Origin of the sequence: Vibrio ruber DSM 16370, from assembly GCF_900163965.1 — a bacterium.
In the GTDB taxonomy this organism is placed as follows: domain Bacteria; phylum Pseudomonadota; class Gammaproteobacteria; order Enterobacterales; family Vibrionaceae; genus Vibrio; species Vibrio ruber.
The window spans coordinates 95,044-118,552 of the sequence record NZ_FULE01000034.1; the positions used below are offsets into that span (position 1 = coordinate 95,044).

General features: G+C 41.1%; 21 protein-coding genes. 13 read left to right on the forward strand and 8 right to left on the reverse strand.

Translation table 11 applies throughout. From position 1 onward, the window contains the following. Nucleotides 1-199 precede the first annotated feature (199 nt). Nucleotides 200-1,897, forward strand: a complete 1,698-nt coding sequence (locus tag VR7878_RS13335; protein ID WP_077336576.1) for a ParB N-terminal domain-containing protein — start codon at nt 200-202, stop codon at nt 1,895-1,897. A gap of 2 nt (nt 1,898-1,899) precedes the next feature. Next, complete coding sequence (locus tag VR7878_RS13340) at nt 1,900-2,868, forward strand: HNH endonuclease (protein ID WP_077336577.1); 969 nt, start codon at nt 1,900-1,902, stop codon at nt 2,866-2,868. 11 nt (nt 2,869-2,879) lie between these two features. Here VR7878_RS13340 and dndE read toward each other — a convergent pair whose 3' ends face one another. The 4 genes from dndE to dndB are packed head-to-tail and all read right to left on the reverse strand — an operon-like array spanning nt 2,880 to nt 8,281. Continuing rightward, nucleotides 2,880-3,248: a DNA sulfur modification protein DndE gene (gene dndE, locus VR7878_RS13345; RefSeq protein WP_077336578.1), complete on the reverse strand. Its 369-nt coding sequence runs from the start codon at nt 3,246-3,248 to the stop codon at nt 2,880-2,882. Beyond that, nucleotides 3,245-5,218: a DNA sulfur modification protein DndD gene (gene dndD, locus VR7878_RS13350; protein ID WP_077336579.1), complete on the reverse strand. Its 1,974-nt coding sequence runs from the start codon at nt 5,216-5,218 to the stop codon at nt 3,245-3,247. The genes dndE and dndD overlap by 4 nt, the downstream gene beginning before the upstream one ends. Beyond that, a complete protein-coding gene (gene dndC / locus VR7878_RS13355; protein WP_077336580.1) occupies nt 5,215-7,164 on the reverse strand; it encodes a DNA phosphorothioation system sulfurtransferase DndC in 1,950 nt (649 codons plus the stop codon). Before dndC ends, dndD begins: the two co-directional genes overlap by 4 nt. Nucleotides 7,165-7,201: 37 nt before the next feature. Beyond that, a complete protein-coding gene (gene dndB, locus VR7878_RS13360; protein ID WP_077336581.1) occupies nt 7,202-8,281 on the reverse strand; it encodes a DNA sulfur modification protein DndB in 1,080 nt (359 codons plus the stop codon). A 124-nt stretch (nt 8,282-8,405) separates the two neighbouring features. Here dndB and dndA point away from each other — a divergent pair, with 124 nt between their 5' ends. Beyond that, a complete protein-coding gene (dndA, locus tag VR7878_RS13365) occupies nt 8,406-9,530 on the forward strand; it encodes a cysteine desulfurase DndA (RefSeq protein WP_077336582.1) in 1,125 nt (374 codons plus the stop codon). A gap of 5 nt (nt 9,531-9,535) precedes the next feature. Beyond that, nucleotides 9,536-10,342 (forward strand): restriction endonuclease, encoded by an 807-nt coding sequence (locus VR7878_RS13370; protein ID WP_077336583.1) that lies wholly within the window; start codon nt 9,536-9,538, stop codon nt 10,340-10,342. Nucleotides 10,343-10,375: 33 nt separating this feature from the next. Here the strand turns inward: VR7878_RS13370 and VR7878_RS13375 are convergent, their stop codons facing one another. From VR7878_RS13375 to VR7878_RS13385, 3 genes are all read right to left on the reverse strand, one after another. Next, nucleotides 10,376-12,358 carry a DNA phosphorothioation-associated putative methyltransferase gene (locus VR7878_RS13375; RefSeq protein ID WP_077336584.1) on the reverse strand — a complete coding sequence of 661 codons (1,983 nt, stop codon included), beginning with the start codon at nt 12,356-12,358 and terminating at the stop codon, nt 10,376-10,378. A 283-nt stretch (nt 12,359-12,641) separates the two neighbouring features. After that, nucleotides 12,642-13,319, reverse strand: coding sequence for a type 1 glutamine amidotransferase domain-containing protein (locus VR7878_RS13380; RefSeq protein WP_077336585.1), 678 nt, complete (start codon nt 13,317-13,319; stop codon nt 12,642-12,644). A gap of 56 nt (nt 13,320-13,375) precedes the next feature. Further along, nucleotides 13,376-14,839 (reverse strand): coniferyl aldehyde dehydrogenase, encoded by a 1,464-nt coding sequence (locus VR7878_RS13385; protein ID WP_077336586.1) that lies wholly within the window; start codon nt 14,837-14,839, stop codon nt 13,376-13,378. A gap of 198 nt (nt 14,840-15,037) precedes the next feature. On the opposite strand from VR7878_RS13385, the gene VR7878_RS13390 reads away from it, so the two are divergent. From VR7878_RS13390 to VR7878_RS13415, 7 genes are all read left to right on the forward strand, one after another. Further along, nucleotides 15,038-15,928 (forward strand): LysR family transcriptional regulator, encoded by an 891-nt coding sequence (locus tag VR7878_RS13390; protein ID WP_077336587.1) that lies wholly within the window; start codon nt 15,038-15,040, stop codon nt 15,926-15,928. Nucleotides 15,929-16,156: 228 nt separating this feature from the next. Continuing rightward, nucleotides 16,157-16,312: a DUF5989 family protein gene (locus tag VR7878_RS21620; protein ID WP_369075449.1), complete on the forward strand. Its 156-nt coding sequence runs from the start codon at nt 16,157-16,159 to the stop codon at nt 16,310-16,312. A gap of 148 nt (nt 16,313-16,460) precedes the next feature. Beyond that, nucleotides 16,461-17,420, forward strand: coding sequence for an SGNH/GDSL hydrolase family protein (locus VR7878_RS13395; RefSeq protein ID WP_077336588.1), 960 nt, complete (start codon nt 16,461-16,463; stop codon nt 17,418-17,420). Beyond that, on the forward strand, nt 17,410-17,802 hold the full coding sequence (locus VR7878_RS13400) for a hypothetical protein (RefSeq protein ID WP_077336589.1): 393 nt from the start codon (nt 17,410-17,412) through the stop codon (nt 17,800-17,802). The genes VR7878_RS13395 and VR7878_RS13400 overlap by 11 nt, the downstream gene beginning before the upstream one ends. Before the next feature lie 12 nt (nt 17,803-17,814). After that, on the forward strand, nt 17,815-19,575 hold the full coding sequence (locus VR7878_RS13405; RefSeq protein ID WP_077336590.1) for a carbamoyltransferase family protein: 1,761 nt from the start codon (nt 17,815-17,817) through the stop codon (nt 19,573-19,575). Between the two features lie 33 nt (nt 19,576-19,608). Continuing rightward, nucleotides 19,609-20,952: an MBOAT family O-acyltransferase gene (locus tag VR7878_RS13410; protein WP_077336591.1), complete on the forward strand. Its 1,344-nt coding sequence runs from the start codon at nt 19,609-19,611 to the stop codon at nt 20,950-20,952. A 7-nt stretch (nt 20,953-20,959) separates the two neighbouring features. Further along, complete coding sequence (locus VR7878_RS13415) at nt 20,960-21,997, forward strand: hypothetical protein (protein ID WP_077336592.1); 1,038 nt, start codon at nt 20,960-20,962, stop codon at nt 21,995-21,997. Nucleotides 21,998-21,999: 2 nt separating this feature from the next. On the opposite strand, the gene VR7878_RS13420 is transcribed toward VR7878_RS13415, so the two are convergent. Beyond that, nucleotides 22,000-22,248, reverse strand: a complete 249-nt coding sequence (locus VR7878_RS13420) for an acyl carrier protein (RefSeq protein ID WP_077336593.1) — start codon at nt 22,246-22,248, stop codon at nt 22,000-22,002. 338 nt (nt 22,249-22,586) lie between these two features. Here VR7878_RS13420 and VR7878_RS13425 point away from each other — a divergent pair, with 338 nt between their 5' ends. Both VR7878_RS13425 and VR7878_RS13430 read left to right on the forward strand, forming a co-directional pair. Then, nucleotides 22,587-23,012 carry a YbaN family protein gene (locus VR7878_RS13425; protein ID WP_077336594.1) on the forward strand — a complete coding sequence of 142 codons (426 nt, stop codon included), beginning with the start codon at nt 22,587-22,589 and terminating at the stop codon, nt 23,010-23,012. A gap of 341 nt (nt 23,013-23,353) precedes the next feature. Continuing rightward, the coding region (locus VR7878_RS13430) for a transposase (RefSeq protein ID WP_139344045.1) at nt 23,354-23,509 on the forward strand (156 nt) is incomplete at its 3' end.

The window sequence follows — 23,509 nt, forward strand, 5'->3', positions numbered from 1 at the left end:
GGGTGTTGGTTGAGGATGAGGGTGGTTGAACTACAATCTATTCTTGTGTTTCTTCAAGAACAAAAATTTACAGGTAGTGACAATTTTATTGCTCACGCTATCTAAAATGCTTAAGTTTTAATAGAAAATGGTGTTTTTTGTGTCTAGGTTTTATATTATATATTCATTATGTTAATCGTCAGTTTTACAAAGGTTTTTTATGAAAAAGCTAGAATTTCCTGCAATTAGGCTTCGACAAACAGCTAGTTCTGAGTGGATAGCCTATTTTTCTGCTAATGTTTTAGATATTGAAGATTTTTCAGGTATACCTCAAAAAAGGAATTTTGATAATGCAGAATCGATTGGATTTCAGAGAACGGTTAAAGAAGACAGATTGTCGAATTTAGTTAATTTCTATTCGGATGAAAGAAATGTAATACAGAATCCATTAATTTGTGCTACTAGAAACTCTCCTACTCACTCAGAAATTCAATCTAAAGTTTCATTTAGAGTAGCTCCTGAGTATAAAGATAATGATTCAATTCAAATAGGTTTTATTGAAGTTGAATATGAGAATTTTGATAGCTATCCCTTATTGTACTGCCTAAATGAATTGAAAAAACAATTAATTGAACGTCTTCCTGATTTGGAGGATTTAGGTATTGATCAGTCATTGTTAGAACAGTTGAAATCTAGGTATTATTCAGATGATTATGATGATAAATTAATAGAAAATAATGATTACAATTCAGATGATTATAACTCAGGCGATGTGAGTCTTGATGATAGTTATATTAAAGAGTTTTGGCAAGAAGTTATATGTCGAATTCGTCTCCTTGAGGCCGATCCTAAAAAAGATGACAGAAGTGAAATATTAGGATTCTCAAAAGATGCCGTATGTTCATATTTAAAACCCGTAGTTATTGTGGATGGTCAACACCGATTGTCTGGGGCTATTGAATGTGCCAAAAAAATAGCAAATTCAGAGAAGTTTGAGGATGTTAGGGATTTAGTTGAGCAGGGGATATCACCAGAAGATGCGACAAAGAAAGTTACAAGAGAAAATGCAAGATGTTTGCCTATATCCTTGTTAATGTCAGATGATCCTGCTGAGCATGTTTTCCAGTTTATTGTAGTAAATCAAAAAGCTACACCTATTAATAAGGCATTACTTGGGACTATTGTATCAACGACACTTTCTGATGATGAATTAGGAAAGGTAACGTCACGCTTGAAGAATTCAGATATTCCTCTAGAAGATTCTCGATCTGTATCAATGGTTACTCGTCGGGCAGATAGTCCTTTTAAAGATTTGGTTCAAACAGGAATAGATAAAGAAAAATCAGGTAAGTTACAGTGGCCAGTCATGAAAAGTTTGGTTTCAATGTTTCGAGATCTAAAAGGCGGAAAATATTATTCTGATGAAGATAAAAATGATCATATATATAATTGGCGGATAGACTATTTGTCAGAATCCAGAATTGTGTCTGATGAGGCTGGACTGAGAACGTTATCTACGTGGCAAGATAATGAAATATGGTATGATGTTTTTAGGGTTTTTTGGTCAAAAGTAAGAGATCATTTTGCTAACGTTGATGATCCTGAAGAACCTAATTACTGGGGGAACACAGAGTCAAATCTATTTAATAAAGTATATTTGAATATATTAGCAGTAGACTTTTTTTCCTTCATGAATGATAAAGAATATACATTGGATTCTTTAGATGATTTAGAAGAAAAAATAGAGAAATGGCTGGATGGAATGAGTGATAATTATTTTTCAAGACCATTGACATTAACCGTAAAAAAAGACACTCCAGCATTGAGAAAAGTTTGGAATAAGGAATGGGTTAATTATAGGAAAACACCTAAATCTCGAAAGTCTCTACCATCTGTTAAAGCACTTTCTAAAATTTGATTATGAATATTCAAGCATTGCAATTGTTCATTAAAAAATCTCAAAATTTTTTGAATTGTGGGAATACTAATTTCCGAGATAATTTTATAGAGTTAGCTCAGCAACAGGTACCATCAGAAATTTTTGGAAACAGACAAAGCTTACATGATGCGGATTATCGATTGTTATTATATAGCTGGTTTGTTGAATCAATTTGTGATTTTGAACGTTTGCATAATGATACTGAAAAAGTTCGAGTTTGGAGTTGGGTTGAGTCTGGATTAAACTCTCTCTTTCCTGGACAGAAAATTGAGAATGATTTAATCGGAATAATTACAGAAGAATTATTTCAAAAGTTTGTATTGAATAACCAAAAAAAAAGAGGTGGTCGTTGGAAAATATCAGTAAAACAAGATCTACTTGCTAGAAACAGAGAGCCTAAATGTTGGATATGCAAGAGACCTTTTTCTACGGAAGCTATAGACAATTTTACTGAGGCTCATAAATGTCAAATTCAGACTCCAAATACAGTAGATTTTATGTTTCCTCGAGGATTAAGAGACACAGATCTGTCAATTCAGGTTGAACATATTGTTCCATTTAGTCTTGCAGGGAATGATCCTGACAATATTGATAATTTAGATTTATCTTGTGGTTGGTGTAACTTGTCCAAGTCGAATACAGTCTCAATGTATACTCGAAACCGTAATGGTAAATACTACAATCATCCCAATTTAGGGAGAGTATCTATACCCAATAGATATTGGGTTGTTAAGTTATTGATGTCCCATGATGAATGTCAAGTATGTGGAAAGAAACCTCAAATTAAAGGGAATGAATTAAGACCTGTTCTTATTAATGATAAAGGGGTTGCCAATATAAATAACTTAAAGGTTGTATGTGGTAACTGTGATCCAATCAGAGGCGATAGAATTGTTGATGCAATGACATATGAACAATTGGTTACAGTCAAAAAATCGAACTTAATTTAATAAAATTGACGCTATCGCGTCAATTTTATTAAACTATCAATTTTATTTGTTTTATTAGACAAATAAGAAATCCCCCGATGAAGATGTAATTTGAAATAATAGTAAAGTTCATCTTCATTGATTGTTCCATAATCTTGGTAGACGCGCTGTTTCAACATAGCAAGATAAATCTCTGCGAACTCTCCACCGAAGACTTTCCAGGTCATTTCTACGTTACTGTCTGTGACAATCTCTTCATGTGGGGGAATGCTTTCTTCTTGAAGGGATAGCATCAGAGCCCAACGACACAACACATTCCAGGTTTCTATTTTGGTGTCTTTTTTTATTTTAATCAGATGCCCTTTGGCTTTTTCTGATAAGCGGATTGTCTCAATACTCATACTTCCTCCGCAAAGTATCCGGGGCGAATGGTGGATGTTTTCTGGGACTCGTCATAAGCAATGTGGTACTCACTGGCAATATAAGGTTTCAGTTTCTTATAGTATTCACCGGAAATCTCTTCATCGGTCGAGAGCAGGATGACTTGCTCTGCCGCCTGAGGGAAGTAATTCTCGACCAGTTTGGTTCGGTGTTTTCCATCAAGCCGTCCCATCGGTGTATCAATGATGGTTGGGATCTCTTTGCCGGATTCATCGGCCAGTGCCCACAGTGTCGCCACCGATAAAAGTTGCCGTTCACCAGCCGAAAGGCGAGCTGAATCAATGGGCTGATTGTTGTTACCCAATATTTGCAGCTTAAAGTTTTGTGTGTTGATGTGAACTTTTGAGATCAGCTCTGATTTACGTCCCAGAGAGTCAAACTTTCTTTTGATCTTGTCTTCAAGCTTAGAAATGTTTTCACGAATGAGCATTTCTTTAAAGTCATCAATGATCGACTTCATTTCAACCAGATGATCGGCAACCTGTTGATTGCGCTGATGCTCGAAGGTCTCAGCATTTTGCTGAACTAACGTTGCATCAAGCCGGGACTCATTTTCATGTAGCTGATTCTGACATTGATTCCGTTCTTCAAGGGTCGCTTCGAGATGCAGTTTACTTTGTTCGATCCGCGCTTCTACATTCTCTTTGGCAGCAATGAGGTCTTTGACCGATTCATAATCCGGTACTGCTTCGAGTTTTTTATCAATGAGAGCCAGTTTTTCAACCAGTTCATTTTTCTGCTTGAGCAGGGTCTGACTTTCTTCGGCCTCATTAGCGAGTAATGACTGAGCAAACTCAAAGAGGGTTGGATTGGTATGCAGATAGATTTCAGCACCTGAGGCGTTATTGTCTGTTTCTTGGTGAATTTGTTCTAATAACTGCTGGACGAGGTTTACCGTCTCGGCATTTGCTGATTGAGTTAAACGTGCCATTAAAGCAGTATTTTGTGCCGTAATATGTTTTTGGGCATTGCTTATTTCAGAGGCTTGCTGTTCTTTCTGGGATTGTTGATGAGCAGCCTTGAATAATTTACTCCCAAGACGTAAGGGTAAAGCACCGGAAGCTAATTTACCTAAATGAGAGTCGATGGCATCTAGTTGTAAGGTCGCTTCTCTTCTTTCTGCTTGGATCTCTGCTAAAGACTCCAATAGGTGAGCGCCTGTACTGTGCATTTGAACCTCTGCGGACTTAAGTTCCTCTTCCAGTGTTTCTCGTCGAGCAATGGTTGCTTTAATTTCTTGTTCGAGCTCTTGCAGATTGTTTTCAAGTGATTGTTTTCTGTCTAAAAGCTCTTGTACGCGCTCACTGGCTTTTTTATCCAGATTTTTTTCCTGACGGCGTTGTCTTTGTGAATTTAAGTCTTTCGATAACTGACTCAGGAGTTCCAGCCCCAATAGTGCTTCAATGCCCGTTTTAATTAACTGCGCAGATCGGGACTCATCTGCCAGATCTTCGATCTTCTCGCCATCGAAGAAGAACAGCTCTGACATATTTTGCGGAATAAACTCAGAAACAAAGTCGTTCCAGTTGTCGGTTAATAAACGGTCTTGCTCACCGTTGATAAAAACCTGAACTGTATCACTGATCTCTGCATTGCCGTTATCTGTCCAAGAACGAACGACCTGATATTGGTTGTCCTTGGTTCCTTGACTGTGTCTGAATGTAAGCGATACCGACGCCGATTTTTCGCCGCTGAAACGGTTAATGCTGCGTTTTAGGTAGTCACTGTATGGGAGCCTCCCACGATTCGAGCACTTGGCATGTTTTCCATATAGAGCCAATTGCATTGAGTCGAGAAAAGTGGTTTTGCCGCCACCATTTAATCCACCAAACAGAATAATCGGTTTACTGGCGTCACTGCTATTCAGATCAATGGTGTGCTCACCCTGATAAATGCCAAAGTTGTTGAGTTTTACTTGTTCAAAAATCATAACGGTTTCTCCTGAACAATCAGTTGCTCCGGAGCCAGAAGCTTACTATTTCTCTTGTTGTTGTCTTTTTCTTCTTGTGCTTTTTTATCTAACAAGCTGAACGAAAGATCGATTTGCCGGATGTAATAGGCATAGAGCTTTTTCAGCCCCAGTACAATCTCTTTGGCTGTTTCTTGTTCAGCACCTTCGTTAGTGATTTTTGCATAGAGTGATTTATACTTTTTCACTTTGGACAGGTCTTTTTTGGCATCAAGAATCTGGATGTTTTTGCTGATATTGTTGAGGAATTCGTTGGTATCTCCTGCATCCTCAAGGCGTTTCAGTTTGATCGCATACTCATTTTTTACCCGGCCAAGCGCAAAACGGCGGGCATCATCAATACTGCTGAAAGCGCCTTTTTCTATCTCAGACTCAAGCTCGTCGGCAATTTTGGCTCGACGTAGTTGGTGTTTGTATCGGTCTTCAATTGAGAGCAGACCACGTAACTGTTGATATTTGAGTTCGTCTTTATCCTGATATGTCGCACAATGTTCTTTTAATTTATCGAGGATCTTGTGGTTGAGGATCGGGCTGTAAGCGCGTTTTGGACCCAGATAATATTTTCCGGTGACTTCGCGGTAAATCAGTGGTACTGAATCTTCAGCTTCCTTTTTCTCCTCGACCCAGATGCGACGAATTTCTTCCAGTTCCTCTAAGGGAAGAAGTTCGAGTCTTTTGACTTCATCGGGGCCGGTTTCCTGAACATACATCTGTGCTTCAAGAACTTTGCGCAGCATCTTTTCGCGGAAACTCTGTTTGTACGGACCACGAACCACATCTGCCGGCAGGTTTTCGTATTTATGTTCAGTCGTATCTTCATACTGAGCTAACAGTTCGAATGGATCTTTGCTCTCTTCCAGCTCTTTGGCGTCGCTGAAATCTTTCATACTGATATGGACGGTCAGGGAGCCATTCATCCGTCTGAAATCACGATTGCTTTTGTCCCGTGCAACTTTATTCGCTTTTACCTGCGGATTGGCATCATTGATATCAATCTCGTTACGTAGTGCAAGCAGGGGAAGCATCCATTCTTTTTCATCATCGTTCGCAATCATGGCCGCCATCGATTTATCTTCACCGACCATGGTACAGACGTAACAACCGAACCGGCTGTCGCCACAGCTTGGAGTCGATTTATCAACCACTAATGGGCATTCTCCGCCTTCTGTAGCACCTTGATACATGCCCAATAGATCGGTGTTTTTATATCCCCAAGGGTTTTTTTCTTGGGTGAGGTATGCCCATACATCATCGTTGGTCCAATCTTCAATCGGGGTATACACCCAGACCCGATCCAGTTGGGTATTGACGTTTAAGCCGTCTTCTTTACGTGTATTATCAAGTTGTTCAATGTTTTCCATGCTGGCAGCACGTACCGTACTTTCGTGTTTGCGGGTGCCTAACACGAGAATGGCTTCGCCATTATTTTTGACCACATCCTGAATAAATGTATTGGAAGGGCTGATTTTTAAGCGATCAGTACACCAGCGGAACTTGTAGCGAGGTGCCGGATAGCCGCGTCCGATCAGGTTGACCCAGAAGCGATCTTTGACTTCCGGAGTTAAACGGTGTGGCACGATCGGCAGATCTTGTTCAGCGACTGCTTTTTTCATTTGGTTGAGAGAGCGTTCCACCCACAGAGCAACAATAGGGTTTTCGACCAGAGTATCAGTGCTGATAACGTGCACGGTTTTATGTGCTTTCCCTTCTTTTTTGAGTTCTGTTACGGCAGCCCAGACTAGCTGGACTATCGCCGTTGAATCTTTGCCACCACTATAACCAATGACCCAAGGAATCTGATCTTTGAGATAGATTTCCTTGGTTTTGTCTATCAGGTTACGGATAGCTGGCTTGAACCCGGCAGGTTCAAATGCAGAGTATTTTGCTTCTGCGATATTTACTGTCATTATTGCCTCTGGTTAAGTGATATCACTTAATCTGGTATCAATCGTTTAATTTATCTTCTTCAGCCAGTTCCTTGTTATTTAAAGGAATGTTCAAATGTTTCTTGATTCTGTTGGCTGTTAATTTGACGGCTATCGATGAATTTCTCATTGCGCCATTGACGATACAACGGCCTTCCCAGTCTATTTTATTGGTTCTGGACCAATCGATGTCTTTCAACTTTTTAAGTCTGAGTTTCCACTCGCTGTCATTGGCTAGTAACCATTTCCCAACAGCTCCCAATGCTTGGAAAGTGACTGAGTATGCCAGTACATTTTCTTCTCTCACCTCACCACCGGATACTTGTTCGTTATAGACCAGTTTTAAGGAAGGGATCGCCATAACGACCGATTCCCAATACTCTTTAGCAATTGGAATTTGGTCTGTGTAGGTGTTTTGATCGATTTTATCAAATAGCTCGCACGTTGCTTTGTTGAGTGCACTATGACTGACCAGCTTTTTCGATCTCTGTCCTAAATTTGTTTTTTCCATATGGATCAGCTTTGACAATATTTTACTTTCATAAATGACTGTTTTTGAAAGTAAAGCTGCGGGTTTGTCATCATAGGTAATACTTAATGAACTATCGGTTTTGACCGGATATAAATTCAGATCTTTAAAGATTTTTTGTCTTTCCGCCAAAGATTTATCAGCGAAGAATACAACGGTGATTGTCTCATTACTTAAGGTTGGATCTTGTTTGAGTGCTTCAAGAATTGCGGCATTCCGATGCTGACCGTCAGTAATGAAGACCTCGGCATCTTCATCAATGGTTAAGGTACCGATCTTTTGTTGATGTCCCATATCACCAATAGGGGTGAATTCACTATCACCTTCGATACAGGCTGTGAGTGCAGAGAATACATAAGCATCACGTTCATTCAGAATGTAGTTTGTGATCTCAGGAATACGTTCCGGGTTCAGGATCCTCTGCGCCCGCTCAGATACGGGGAGTTCCCCTTCATCAAAAGTAAAAATTTTTCTCAATCTTTTGAGTGGGCACATCACGGTGTAGAATTCTGCGCCAGCTTGAACTCCCCGAATTGCAGGGAATGAGTTACCTGAAATTATTCTTGTCATTTCTATCAATACCAACGTGTTGTTTGTACGAACAATCCGTTATTGTTCTTACGAACATGAGGCGTTAATATACTTGAATTCTTGTAGTGTGTCTTGCCATTTTTCCCGTCCGAAGGATCATCAAATGACCGTTTATCTTGATACCAATGCAACAACACCTGTCGCAAATTCCGTGGCCGATTTAGTACAAAAGTATTTAGTTGAGGAGTTTGGTAACTCTGGTAGCCGGACTCATGAATTTGGTGCCAGAGCAAAGCAGGCAGTTGAACTAGCAAGAAAACAGGTTGCGGCGGTTGTAGATTTGGATAGCTCAGCGGTCACTTTTACCAGCGGTGCCACCGAGAGTAATAATATCGCGATTTTAGGGTTACAAAGCTATGCCGAAGGCCTGCAGAAAAAACATATCATTACCACATCTATCGAACACAAAGCAGTCCTTGAGCCTTGTCAGGAACTGGAGGCCAGAGGATTTGATGTCACCTATTTGCCATGTGATGAAAGTGGCGTGGTGAGTGTTGACTCATTAAAGAATGCTTTGCGTGAAGATACGGTGCTTGTCTCCATAATGCACATCAATAATGAAACTGGTTCAATACAGGATATTCAAGGTTACTGTGATGTTTTGCAGCATCATGATGCATTCTTCCATGTCGATGCCGCGCAAAGTTTCGGCAAATATAGTGATGCGCTGAAGAACGAGAGAATCGATATGATGAGCGTCAGTGGCCATAAAGTTTATGGGCCAAAAGGTGTTGGGGCATTACTGTGTCGGCGACGCGGTTTTAAGAAAATTCCGTTAAAACCGTTAGTGTTTGGTGGTGGTCAGGAAAAAGGGTTAAGACCGGGCACATTACCTGTCGCGCTGATTGCTGGATTAGGTGAAGCGTGCCGTTTAGCTGCTGAAAACTATGACCAATGGGCGCAACACTGTTTGGATATCAAGCAGGATTTAGTTGCAGGTCTAGAAGATGTTGGAGCTCAAATCAACGGGACTCATTCCGCACCACATGTCTTAAATTTCTCTATCCCCGGCCTGAATTCTGAAGCGGCAATGGTTGCTTTGAAAGGGATTGTGGCGGTGTCGAATGGTTCTGCCTGTACTTCTTCCAGCTACACACCCAGCCATGTATTGAAAGGGATGGGATTGTCAGATGAGCGAATAGAAGGAGCTATTAGAATGTCTTGGTCTCATATGACAAAAGAGATACCATTGGCGGAAGTCATTGGAAGGATTAAGCAATATCTGTGAGACATATGAAGATTTTTGAAGCTGCGATTCAGGCAATACATGTTCTGGGTAAACCCTCAAAACTTGATGAGATTTACAATACAATTGTTGAATATAATTTTTATCGTTTTGGTTCGAAGACACCTTTAGCTGCTTTGAGAGTCACTTTAGATCGACATTGTCAGAATAAAAATATCTCACAGATGCACAAAGAGCGTTATTTTTACAAACATTCAGATGGTGAATACGAGTTATTAGAGCAATATCGAACAGCATTTCCCTCTTCTCATGTTGTTCGTGAACCAATGAACAGTGAGCTACAAGCTGAGCAGTATATTCAACAAATTTCTACTTTGGCTGATAAGCAAAAAGAAAAGGCTAAGGCTGAAATTTTGGAATATTTGAGAACCATTTCACCTCAACAATTCGAAGAGTTCAGTTGTCACTTTTTGTCTAGATACGGATTTAAAAATATGTTGGTTACTTCTATCAGTAGAGATGGTGGAATTGATGTGAAAGGTGCCCTTAAGATTGGTATTGCGGAGATGAGAGTTGCGGCTCAATGTAAAAGATATGCTGAACACAATAAAGTTGGGCGCCCCGATATCTCTCAGTTCAGAGGGGATATATCCGGAGAGTTTGAGCAGGGGATTTTTATTACGACAAGCCGCTTTACGAAAGAAGCGATGGATATATCGTATAAAACCGGGTGTGTTCCTATTGTTCTCATCGATGGTGAACAGCTGGCTGAGATTATGATTGATAAAGAAATTGGTATTCAAAAGCAAACGATAGCTGTTTATGATTTTGATGCGGATTTGATATTTGAATAACAGTTTGAATATTAATAATTTTATTGCAATAGTTCATTTTTGGCTGAGTACATCATATTCTGTTCGATTCATGATGTTCTCGCTGTCAGAATCACATTCCATCCTTTTTGCCAAGCGCTGATCAAAACTCAACTGTTTCTTATAATCCGGGTGTTCAATCGGGATGTATAAATGCCGGTTGAGTAGTGGCGGGCGTTTGTCTGCATCGACATAATCAAAGAAATCAATTTCCTGATCGGCCATTTTGATTTTGATGCGCTCAACGAGGAATGGGACGGATTGTTCGAAATTATCGTAAGCGGTGAGAGTTAACTTCCCTGAAGTGATGTGGATTTTGATTAAGTCGATGGATTCATCTAATTCCCCGTACATTTGCAATCCGGCTCCGACGTAGACGCGCAGCAAGAGTGGCAGCTCATCAATATAGTTTTTGTGGAAAATCAGCGAGTGTTCTTGATTGAGCACGCTGGCTGGGAGTCGTTGATGGGCTTTTTCACATTGGGTAAGAATTAAGTCCGTATCGGCAATGGCAAACAGCAGTTCGGTTGCTAAGTTGAGCGCGGTTTTGTAATCACCAAACAGCGCTTTAATATCGCGTTTTAAAGACTCCGGCTGTTGAGTATAGGGTTTGCGCTTTTCAAACAGTCCCATCGAGAAATACAGAAGCAAGTCTTCTTTACGGTTCTGCTCTGCCTGTTCAAATTCACGGGTATCAAATAACTCCCGCAGCAAAGTAAATATCTTCTTATGCGAGCCGATCAGTTGCCGGACTTGATCTGATGGTTCAAATTCATCGTGAGCCGGAATGCGCCCGAGTTCCAGACAGGTATTCCAGAATTGGTCAAACAATGCCTGATGCTGTGTGATGACGAGTTTGGCTTTATCCTTAGCTTCAATCGGTGATGGCGACGTGAGTTGTCTCCATACATGATGACGGGTGTATTTTTTCTGCAAGTATTGCTGTTCTTCAAGCTTATCTTTGAAGATATAAAAAATCCCCGGTGCAACTGCAATCACATCCTCTTGCAGGCTTCTTTCGAGATAAGCCTTGATTTCTGATTGGGCGTAGTATTTCTGAAAGGTATTGCGTGAGGTAATGACGCCGTCTTTGTAGGGGGGGAACTGTGCGATATAGCTTTCGTTGGCCAGCATAACTGAGACAACCAGAAACTTATCGGTTAACTCCCATGCGCCGAGCAGGGCATCGAGCCGTTCGTCTTTGTCCTCAATGACGTTCAGGACGAAACCCAAATTGACGATATCAGAAGGAACTTTGTCTGTGTCCGGGCAGTAAATCGGATCCCAGCCTAATGCATCGATCCCGTGCGCTTCCAGTTCGCGCAGGTCATCTGATTTTCCGCAGCCGTAATCAAAGATCGAATAACCGCCTTCGAGAAAGCCGTGTTTGGCCAATGATTTCATCGGGGCGGAGAGTTCATGGCGGACCAATGCCGTTTTATAGCGATCAATATTGTCTTCCGTCGCTTCAAGGGGAAGCGCCGAGCGACGAAACAAGCGACCATCGACCAGTTCATAACCATGCTTGTGGATCAGATTTTCCCAGGTTCTTTTAAAACCGATGATGCGGGTATTTTCATACAGTCCGGCGTTTTCTCCTTCCTGTGTGATTGCAATAAAGTGTTCGTAGTGGGGATTATCCTCAAGCACCATGGTTTCTTTGCGGTGCAGAATCGGTGGATTTTCTGAGTCATGGTAGGTAATGATTTTATGGGTCAACTTGGACAGGTCAACGTTCAGACTCTGTTTTAATGCCGGGTAGGAATCCGTATAAAATTCAGGGTAGCTCAAGAGTGAGAGACGGAATTCTTTTTTGAACAGTTTGACTAAGTTCCATTGTTCTTGCGGTAAATTGACGGCCTGACCGACGGCCGGAATAAACTTTTGCAGCACTTCAGGGAGAGCTGAAAACGCATCTTTATGTAAGTAGATTGCTTCCGGGAGATGTTTACCTGCGGTGATTTGAGCGACTAAATGGGAAAACTGTTCCTTGTCCATTGCAAAACTCCATCGTTATCCATGATGTTGCATTGTATCGGCTTTGGGAGGTGTTTTCTTCCTCTTATCTCCAATCCCCGACAACCCTCGGCATCCACGAAGACATGCACTGTACTCTGCATCGGGAGCACCGGAAATATCTCGATTATCATCGGGGTGAGTTGTTTAAAGGGTTCTGAGTGTCAATTGGCATAAAAAAGACCTGCTCATTCCTGAGCAGGCCGAAACAGTATCGTTTGATAGACAGTGGATTTTGTTTGAGCGTCATCCGCTCAATTGCGGCTTATGCGAGTTTTTTTAACAGCGCTTGCGCAACCGCTTCTGAGCTGGCTGGGTTCTGGCCGGTGATCAGCAGACCATCTTCAACCACATAAGGTGCCCAGTCATCGCCTTTCTCATACAGGCCGCCCAGTGCTTTGAATTCATCTTCAATCAAAAACGGCACCACGTCAGTCAGTTGTACGCCAGCTTCTTCATTGTTAGTAAAGCCAGTGACTTTGCGACCTTGAATCAGCGGTGTCCCGTCGGCTGCTTTGACATGACGCAGAACGCCCGGTGCATGACAGACAAAGCTGATCGGTTTGTTGGCACGCTCGAAGCTTTCAATCAGTTTGATTGAATCTTGTGAGTTGGTCAGATCCCACAGCGGGCCGTGTCCGCCCGGGTAAAAGACCGCATCAAAATCTTGTTGTTTGACGCTTGCCAGCTTAACGGTATTGGCAAGAGCCGCCTGTGCTGCCGGGTCTGCTTTAAAACGGTGCGTCAGCTCTGTTTGAAAATCAGGGAGATCACTCTTCGGATCGAGTGGCGGCTGTCCGCCCTCTGGTGAAGCGAGAACCACTTCGGCACCGGCATCGAGGAAGCTGTAGTACGGGGCTGCGAATTCTTCGAGCCAGAAGCCCGTTTTTTCACCGGTGTTGCCGAGTTCACTGTGTGAGGTCAGAACCATTAAAATCTTCATTATTTTCTTCCTTTTCAAGTCTTTGTTGTTGATATGTGGTGAGTCATTGCTCGGGTTTATTGACTCAAAAATGCTTCCAGTTGTGCCATTTTATCGGCATAGGGCGCACGGATACGCTGGCTGGATGCGCCTTCTTTACTTTGGATAACTATTGGTTTGGCATGGGTAAAGCGACGGAATCCGTGGATCCCATGATACGCGCCAATCCCGGATGCACCAACACCACCAAATGGGAGTTCTTCAATGGTTACGTGTGTCATCACATCATTAATGACCAGCCCGCCAGAGGTAGTTTGGTTGGCGAACTGGGCTTGTTGCGTCTGGTTCTCTCCGAAATAATAAGCTGCCAGCGGGCGAGGGTGTTGATTGATGTAGTCAATCGCCTCTTCCAACGCTTGATAGGTTTTGACCGGTAAGAGCGGGCCGAAAATTTCTTCTTGCATAATTGCCATCTCATCGGTGACATCAAGTACCAGATGTGGCGCAATTTTGCGGCTGGATGCATCAAAATCGACTTCTCCCGATGGTGCCAGACTGACGACGCGGGCCCCTTTTTGTTTTGCATCTTCAAGGACATGAATCAGCCGTTGATAATGTCGTTCGCTGATTATCGCGGTGTAATCCGGGTTTGACTGTAGCGTCGGAAAGCCTTGTTGCATAAATTTTTGGGCAGCATCGATGAGTTGTTGCTCAGACCCTTGAGGGAGCAGGATGTAATCCGGGGACAGGCAGATCTGGCCTGCGTTAAATGTTTTAACCGTCAGCGTTCTTGTGATTGCTGTCGGCAAATCAGCATCCGGTGCGATAACGACCGGTGATTTGCCGCCGAGTTCGAGGGTGACCGGAACCAGATTCTCTGATGCTGCCCGCATCACTTGTTTGCCGACTGCGGTGCTACCGGTAAACAGCAGGTGATCAAACGGTAACGAACTGAACTGTTGTGCGATTTTGCTATCGCCCAGTACCACGACAAATTCCATCGGGTCAAAGTAACGTCCGACTAGTTCTGCGACCAGTTCCGATGTTCTCGGCGTCAGTTCCGACGGTTTGAGCATCACGGTGTTGCCTGCAGAGAAAACTCCTGCCAGCGGGCCAAATGAAAGGTTGAGCGGAAAATTCCATGGACTGATGATGCCAACCACGCCCAGTGGCTGAGGCTGAATCCGGGCTTGCATACCTTGTTCAACATCGACCGTTTCGGCTGACATCCATTCTGCGACATGTTCAGCTGCGTGTTGGAGTGCCAGTGTTGATGTCATGATATCGGCTAACATCGACTGATAAGTGCTACGGTGTCCAAAATCTTCACTCATGGCTTGCGCCAGAGCAACTCGATTGTCTTTGAGTAAACGAATGGCCCGCAGGAGGCGGTCCTGACGTAATTCAGCATCCGCTGGACCGGATTTCAGATGAGCCCGTTTCATGCTGCTGAGAATTGAGTTCATCTCATGAAAAGATGAAGTATCGGAAGACTCGAGGTTCGCTGCTGTGACCTGAGCGGATGATGTTTGTACAGACATATAGACTCCTTAATAAAGCTGACAGTGTTGGTCGAACATGGCGTGTTTTACAACGTCACTTTTCAACATAACTGAGTCGTTCGACTACTGTGCTTGAGATGGGAAAAGCATATATGAAAGTGGCGTAATAGCGCTAACAAGGTTATTTTAGATAGGGTATAAATATTTTTATGGTCTTTTCGAGGCGCAGGAGTTTCGATGTCACTGGTTCGTTTAAGAACGTTTGTGGAAGTTTATCGTCAGCGGTCAATCAGCGCGGCGGCAAGAAATTTGAATCTGACTCAACCGGCTGTGTCACAGCATATTGCCGGGCTGGAAGTGGCAGTCGGGAGAAAGTTATTCACCCGTGAAGCCTCTGGTGTTGAGCCGACTACGGCTGCTAATGAACTGGCAGCTGATATCGGCGATAAGTTGGATGCCGTTGAATCAGCCCTTGCTCAGGCGAGAGCCCGTTCCGTGAATATGGAGGGGGTACTGCAAATTATTGGGCATGCGGACTTTATGGCCGAGGTGATCGCACCGCGGCTGTTGCCATTATTACAATCGGATATTCGGGTCAGAATGCATGCCGGTGACGGTGATTTGGTGCATCATATGCTGGTGGAAGGGCACTGTGACCTGGGGTTTACCGCTCATCCGGTAACCGATAAACGTCTGCGCAGTGAAATCGTGATGGAAGTTGCAGTGACGGCAGTTGCTGCACCGGTAGTCGCGACGCGTATTGCTCAGGCAGCGGATTTAACACAAGCGTTGCTCAATGAGTCGATGTTGACTTACAACCTTGAATTATCAGTGATTGACCGCTGGCTGAAGAAGAATAACATTCATCTGGGCAGCCATCCTCCTGCTTTGGTCAGTCAGGATTTACGGGCACTACGTCGCTTACTGATGCAGGGATTTGGCTGGACAGTCATGCCGGATTATTTGTGTCATGAACAGATTCAGCGTGGAGAGCTGCAACCGATCAAAGCCCCGATAGCCGATACTCGGTTAGCGTATTATATGGCATGGGCCCCCAGCGCTTTACGACAACCGCGGATCGCCCATGCGCGGCAGACGCTTTTATGGTTGTTGAATCCACAGCACTAATCGTATGTTCGTGATTGATACTTGCTATAAGGTATGGTTATATTGATTTTTTTGTTATTTATATGGGTAATAAACGTTTGGATAGCTTTGTTTCAGCGGATTGTTTTTCTCTAAGGTTTAAAATCGACTATATTCATTATGAGGTTTTAAAAACTTCTTATTTACAAGATGCTTACAATGAATTGTGTGGTGATATTAATATTTTTAGCGTCATGAAGTGGGTGAAGTATGAAAGAGATTTTTGTTGAGCTATTGAGTTTTTTGTTTTCCAAAAAAAGCCGAATAATTTTGATTCCTTTTTTATTGGTTTTATTTCTTTTGTCCGGTTTGTTTGTTTTCTCCAGTGGTTCCAGCTGGGCACCTTTCATCTATGCAGTTTTCTAAAAATCTGTGGCCAAAGGCGATGTTCATATTTTTTCTGTAATGATTCGCTGCCTCATTCTGCCTTGATTTTTGTAAGTAAGTGGTTACTTATTTTTGGGTGTTTTGATAATATCTCTTTGATTTAGATGAAGAAAAGGATTCAGTCAATATGGTTTTATGGGTGCGCAATAGCCTTCTGATGCTATTAGGTGTGGTCTTAGCACTGATTCTCGGGGAAGGGCTTGTACGTTTGGCGACGATGAGTCAAGAGAATTATGTCATTGAAATGTGGCGTTATGCTAATTTGCTGAAAGAGAAAAGCCCAGACCCGGATATCGGACACCAACATATTCCGAATCGTTCTGCGAAGTTACAAAATGTTACGATTCAAATTAATAGTCTGGGAATGCGAGGCCCTGAGCCGGATAAAACATCTATGCATCGTGTGGCGATTGTTGGGGATTCAATTGCTCTGGGATGGGGTGTAGAAGATAAAGATAGCCTCAGAGGACAACTAAAGCGTGAGTTACCAGCCGATGTTGATGTAGTCAATGCTGGTATCGGAAACATGAACTTAAATCAGTCGGTGACATTATGGGAATCTATTGGAAAAAATCTATCGGCAGATTTCCTTGTTGCGCTTGTTACGCCCAGATCTACAGCTCAAGTCATGACTCAATCACCTGGATGGTTGGTTGAACATAGTGAATTGGCGGCGCTGGCATCGACATTTATCCAGCAAATGCTCAGTGGAAAGTTTGGTAAAGATGCTTTACTCGATGGGTATCGTAAGCAGTGGCAAAGTGAGACTGGTCAGATGGTATTGTCTCAGGCATTTAATCAGCTGAAACAGATCCAAGATAAAACTGGCAGCCAAATTATTATTGTCTCTATTCCTGAGATGCATGATTTTAATCACTACCAGTTTTCATTTATGGATGAGATCACCCAAAAATTTGCTCAACAGTATCATTTTGATTTTATCAACCCTTTACCGATGTTTCAGGGGGCTCCGACATCATCATTCTGGGTCTCTCAAAATGATATTCATCTGAATAAGAAAGCATTGGGAATTATCTCTGACTTGGTCGCTGAAAAGATAACAAAGGAGCTTGGGGATGATCAGTAATGCGCCTGTAGGAATTCGACAAATCCGTATCAGACTTTTGGCTCTAGGCTGTGGATTGCTGATGCTTTCTGCTGTGATGAGTTTCGTCAAAGAGACAATCTGGCTATGGACTGTTCCATTTGCAGTTATCGTATTGTTGTACGCCTTGATTGCGCCAATGAAGTTACAATTTGTAATCAAAACTTTTGATAAAATTCATACCTTGATTGGGAAAATATTATTCTGGGTCTTATTTTTTATTTTTATTACACCGCTGAGTTGGTTATTGCGTCTGTTCCGTCCAAAGTTGATACCGTTAAAAATAGATAAAAATATCTCTAGTTATTGGGGGAAACCAGAAAAAGACACGCTTACCTCAGATGATTTTATAAAGCAATTCTAAAGGACTGAATTGATGGCCTATATTCTTGGTATTTCAGCTTTCTACCATGACAGTGCTGCTGCATTAATTTGTAATGGTGAGATCATTTCAGCTGTTCAGGAAGAACGTTTTAGTCGAGTGAAGAATGATGATGGGTTCCCACAACATGCGATTGAATGGATTTTACAAGAACACAATATTACGATGGAAAATATCGATTATGTGATTTTTTATGAGAAACCATTTAATAAGTTTGAAAGAATTCTGGAGACTTGTATACGTTTTGCTCCTAGGGGATATCAGTTATTTAGTCAGGCAATTCCGGTTTGGTTGAAAGATAAATTATTTCAGAAAGTAGAGTTGAAAAAACAGTTGACTGAGCTTAAAGGGGGAGCATTTTGGAATCAGAAGCTACTTTTTTCTGACCATCACCTTTCTCATAGTGCTGCTGCTTTTTATCCGTCTCCTTTTGAATCTGCCGCTATATTAACGATTGATGGGGTCGGGGAATGGGCGACAACAACAATATCAATAGGGGCGGGAAAGGATATTTGCAGAGTAAAAGAAATGTCATTTCCTCATTCTTTCGGAATGCTATATTCTGCGATAACGGCTTTTCTGGGATTTAAAGTTAATTCTGGTGAATATAAGATCATGGGGCTTGCTCCTTATGGTCAGCCTGTCTATAGCAATCTGATCAAAGAAAATCTAATTAATATTAAATCAGATGGCAGTTTTCGGCTGAATATGAAGTATTTTCGTTTTGCAACTGAGCTTCGTATGTATAGTCCGGAACTTGAACACCTATTCGGAATATCAGCCAGATTGCCGGAAAGTCGTTTAGAACAAGTTCACATGGATATAGCCGCGTCTATTCAGGCCGTCACTGACGAGATATTTTTGGCTCTGGCTCGTTATGTCAGAGAGCTTACCGGAGAAGTCAACCTGTGTTTGGCTGGTGGTGTAGCATTGAATTGTGCAGCCGCTGGAAAAGTTCTGAAAAGTGGGATATTTGAACGAGTCTGGATTCAGCCTGCTGCTGGTGATGCCGGAAGTGCGTTAGGGGCTGCACAAGTCTGTCAGTATATGTATCTTCAATCCCCCAGAACACCTATATCGGATTATATGCCTTATCTTGGGCCGGTATTTGAACAGGATATAGCATTGGTGCAATTAGATAGTATGGATGCACATTATCGTCTTGTTCCGGATGAACTGCTATTTCAATTAACGGCTGATGCATTAGCTGGTGGTAAAGTTGTTGCTTGGTTCCAAGGGAAAGCTGAATTTAGTCCCAGAGCGTTGGGAAATCGTTCTATTCTGGCTGATCCCCGGGAGCCTGATTTGAAGCGCGATCTGAATCTAAAGATTAAATATCGTGAGTCATTCCGGCCTTTTGCTCCGGTGATATTGGAAGAGTATGCAAGTGAATGGTTTGATATTGAAGGTGCTTCGCCATATATGAATTTTATCTATATGGCCAAAGATGGCGTCAGTCACAAACTACCATCCGTTATTCATGTTGATGGGACGGCAAGGCTTCAAACGGTATCCGAGCGTACGAACCTGCGTTTTTATCAGTTAATGAAGCAGTTTTATGAAATAACCGGATGTCCGGTCTTAGTTAACACAAGCCTGAATGTCAGAGGAGAGCCTATGGTTCTGTCTCCTGAAGATGCATTTAACTGTTTCATGAATACCGAAATCGATATGTTGGTCATTGGTAACGTCGTGCTTGATAAACATGAGCAAACCAGCCAAAAGTATCAAAAATATAACTACGATTTAGACTAAGCGAAATTTATTCGGTGGAGTTCAGATAGCCATATGCTTTTTCAATTGCCTGTTTTTTTGCTGTTTTTTACATCTGTATTGCTTACGATTCGTTTGGTTCGGGACAATTGGTGGCAAAAGGTAATTCTTTTGCTTTGTAGTGTATTTTTCTATGCATATTGGAATGTTCATTATATTTATGTATTGGTTTTCTATATTTTTCTGGGCGTTTTATCATGTCAGCTGCTGATCCAGCGACAAAGGTTACTGATTTTTTTAGTGATTATTAGCTTAATTCCTTTGGTGTTTTTTAAATATACTAATTTTTTGCTAGGCAGTATTGGATTAGATATGAAGCTTAATCTCGGCCTGCCATTAGGACTTTCGTTCATTACTTTTACATTGATCAGCATGATGGTTGATTTTTCACGCTCTTCTAAAAAAAAGTTCACGGTATTAGACATTAGCCTCTATATCAGTTTTTTCCCCCATTTAATTGCAGGACCTATTTTAAGAAGTCGAGAGCTAATTCCACAACTCTCTAAGATCAAAGTGTCTTGGCAGAATATTGTTTATAATCTCCCTCTGTTTTCAATTGGTATGATAAAAAAAGTGTTGATCGCAGATCAGATCGGGGCTTATGTTCATCCTATATTCTTGAATCCGGAATCACATGATAGTTTTAGTCTATTGCTTGCTGCGATTGGATTTAGTATTCAGATTTATTGTGATTTCAGTGCCTACTCGGATATGGCGATTGCAACCGCAGGGGCGTTGGGGATCCAGTTTCCTGAAAATTTTCGTTCTCCTTATTTAGCCCACTCTCTTACGGAAACATGGAAACGTTGGCATATGACCTTAAGCTTTTGGCTGCGAGATTATGTTTTTATTCCACTGGTACGCTACTTTCGTAATATTTTACCTTATATGCCGATTTTCATCACGATGTTGGTTTCGGGTTTATGGCATGGTGCGAACTGGACTTTCGTTCTGTGGGGAGGACTTCAGGGAGCCATCATGATCTTGGAAAAATACAGCGGATACGAGCGGTTTGTGATTGCAAATAAATATGTGAAACCATTAGCGATTATACTGAACTTTACGGTTTGGACATTATTATTAGTATTGTTTCGTAATCCATCGGTTGATATGGCGATGTCTTATTATCAGGCATTATTTTCTTTTCATATTGAACCGATTACGGCCAAGGAATTTTTTATTCTGATTTTAATTGTATTAACGCTAGCACTACATGTATTTGATAGTGCGGATTATATACGAACTAGATTAATGAAAGTTCCACTTTTTCTATCAGTTCCAATAATGGCTATGATTATTCTTGGTTGCTCGATGGTTGCTGCACAGAAACCTGAAAGCTTTTATTACTTTGATTTTTAATAATATTATGAAGAAAATTAAATTTTTAATTGTATTGTTTTTTTTGATTTCACTACTTGGTTTACTTGTTGATGCGGGGAGTGATTTATTACTATATGCTAGAAAATATCATCTATCAGTAAGTAAAAAGAATGATTTTATCAATGGATTGCCGAAACATTTAGATTATCAATTGTATTCTAAATATTATGATGATAATCATACGCTTAAATATAGATATCTTCCATATGTTGGGGATGTCATTCAACCGGGTGATTATGGTATATATAAAATTAATCAGCTTGGTGGAAGAGAATATGATTATGATTCTTCCAGTGTGAAAACTAAAAAGTTATTAGTTTTAGGAGCATCTCAAGCTTTCGGTTTCTATAATTCATCTGATAAAACATTAGTTACTTATCTTAGTGCATTATTGCCTGAATATGAAATTGATAATTATTCATCTCCGGGACAAATGGTTTCTCAAAACCTTGCTAATTGGCAAAGGATTCATGAAATGACAGGAGAATATTATGATTTAGCAATTATTGTTAATGGTCCATTTGATTATGTAACTGAATATAATAAATTTATCACTAGAAAGAATAATGAGATAAAAAATCAAATTGCATTTTTCTATCTTATGGATTTAGTGGAAAAAAAGATTGACAGTATAATGTCAGACTCAACAGCCTCAATCGATGAATATTATAATAAATTAATACCAAATAAAATAATGGGTGATTTTGAAGATATAATTAATTATGGTGCTAGTTTGAATACGAGGACGTTAATTTTTATCCCTCCGGTTGTTTGGGGGAATAAAGCTAATGTAGATAATATTGGTAAAAATATTACAAAAAACGCATTCCTGAACTCTGCAGCAAGGAATTTGTCTGATTTATCTATAAAAAATAGTAATGTTATTGATATGTCTAATGTATTTGATGATATGGATGAACAGTTTTTTATAGATTTTAGTGCGCACTTAACGCCTAATGGGAATCATCTGCTTGCTAAAAAAATAGTAAAATACATCAAACAGATAGATAATGAAAATAATTAATATTATTTGTTCATTGTGATATATTTATTGATTAAGTTGATGGTATCGATTTGTTTGAATGAATCGGCATCTGAAGAAGATATGTAAATATTATACTCATCTTCAAGAAATAATGTTAATTCAGCAATGTCAAGTGAGTCAAATCGATTTGACTCAATAAGTGAATCATCATCACTAATGTTGACGTCGTTTTTTTCACCATTTTTTTTAAGTAAAGATATAACGAAATTTCTTATTTTTTCTTTTTCCATTGTTTCCTCAAGCTTATTTACATATTTTTAGTTCATATGACTCATGGCTTTACTATAACACTTATACTATAGTTCGTTTTTAGATATCTACCATAAAATTCATATTTTTATGATTATTTATTCCCAAATGATTTATCCTGATGAATCTAGTCGTTATTTGTAGTGTAAATGAATAGAAAGGACAGGCACCATATACTTTCTGAGTGGGATTTGGGAGACTGAACACAGCTTAATGCTGAGATAATGTAATATTGTGGTGGATAAACTGATCCGATTAACACTCGGCACAGGGTTGTGGGTTGATTTGGTCTGAATCTCGGAGAATATCGGTAAGTGCAATGACAGAACAGCAGCAAACAAAATCATCAGGGGTACAGCTGTGGGTTTATAAACTCATTGCGGTCGTCAGTTTGATTCTGGCGATTATCGGTGCCGTTTTACCGGGCCTGCCCACAACAGAATTTGTGATTTTATGTGCATGGGCCTCGGCAAAAGGCTCTCCTACGATTCATCGTTTTTTAATGTCGAAACCTTTTTTCCGCAACATGATAGAGAACTGGCAAAATGGCAAAGTCATTTCCAGAAAGAATAAGATTCTGTCAGCGTTATCGATGTCGGTCTGTCTACTGATTTTACTGTTACACAAGGTCGCTTTGGTCTGGGTTGTAGTATCGACCATCGGTATGTTGATCGGCAGCTACTACATCTGGAGGCGTCCGGAGAAGGTGCCGGAAGCACCGGATCTCAGTCAGGAAGAACGTTAAGCCCGATGAATCAAAGCTTGCAATGTTAGGAGTGGCGCATTGTGGCGTCTGTCCCCGCTATTTGTATTTGTTTTCCCACTGTGCCTGTCCTTACAATCAATCGGTAATCCTGCCTGTCCACGCAATCACGTTATTCACCTTATCGCGTCTGTCCTCGCAATCACCACATCAATCCCTGTAATTCCGTCTGTCCCCGTAAGGTCGTCTTTCTTATGCCGCCTGTCCTCGTTATGAATGGCAATGAATTGCGCATCATTGATGCTTTTGTAACCCTCCCCGAAAAAATGGACGCGGGTAAATAGGGCTTTTCCGTTTACACTGAAATAAACGGAGAGTGCATGATGAAAAAATCACGCTATACAGAAACGCAAATCGTCAAGATCCTGAAGGAAGTCGAAGCCGGCAGGAAAGTCAATGAAGTGTGCCGCGAATACGGGATCTCTGATGCAACCTACTATAACTGGAAATCGAAGTACGGTGGTATGGAAGCCTCTGAT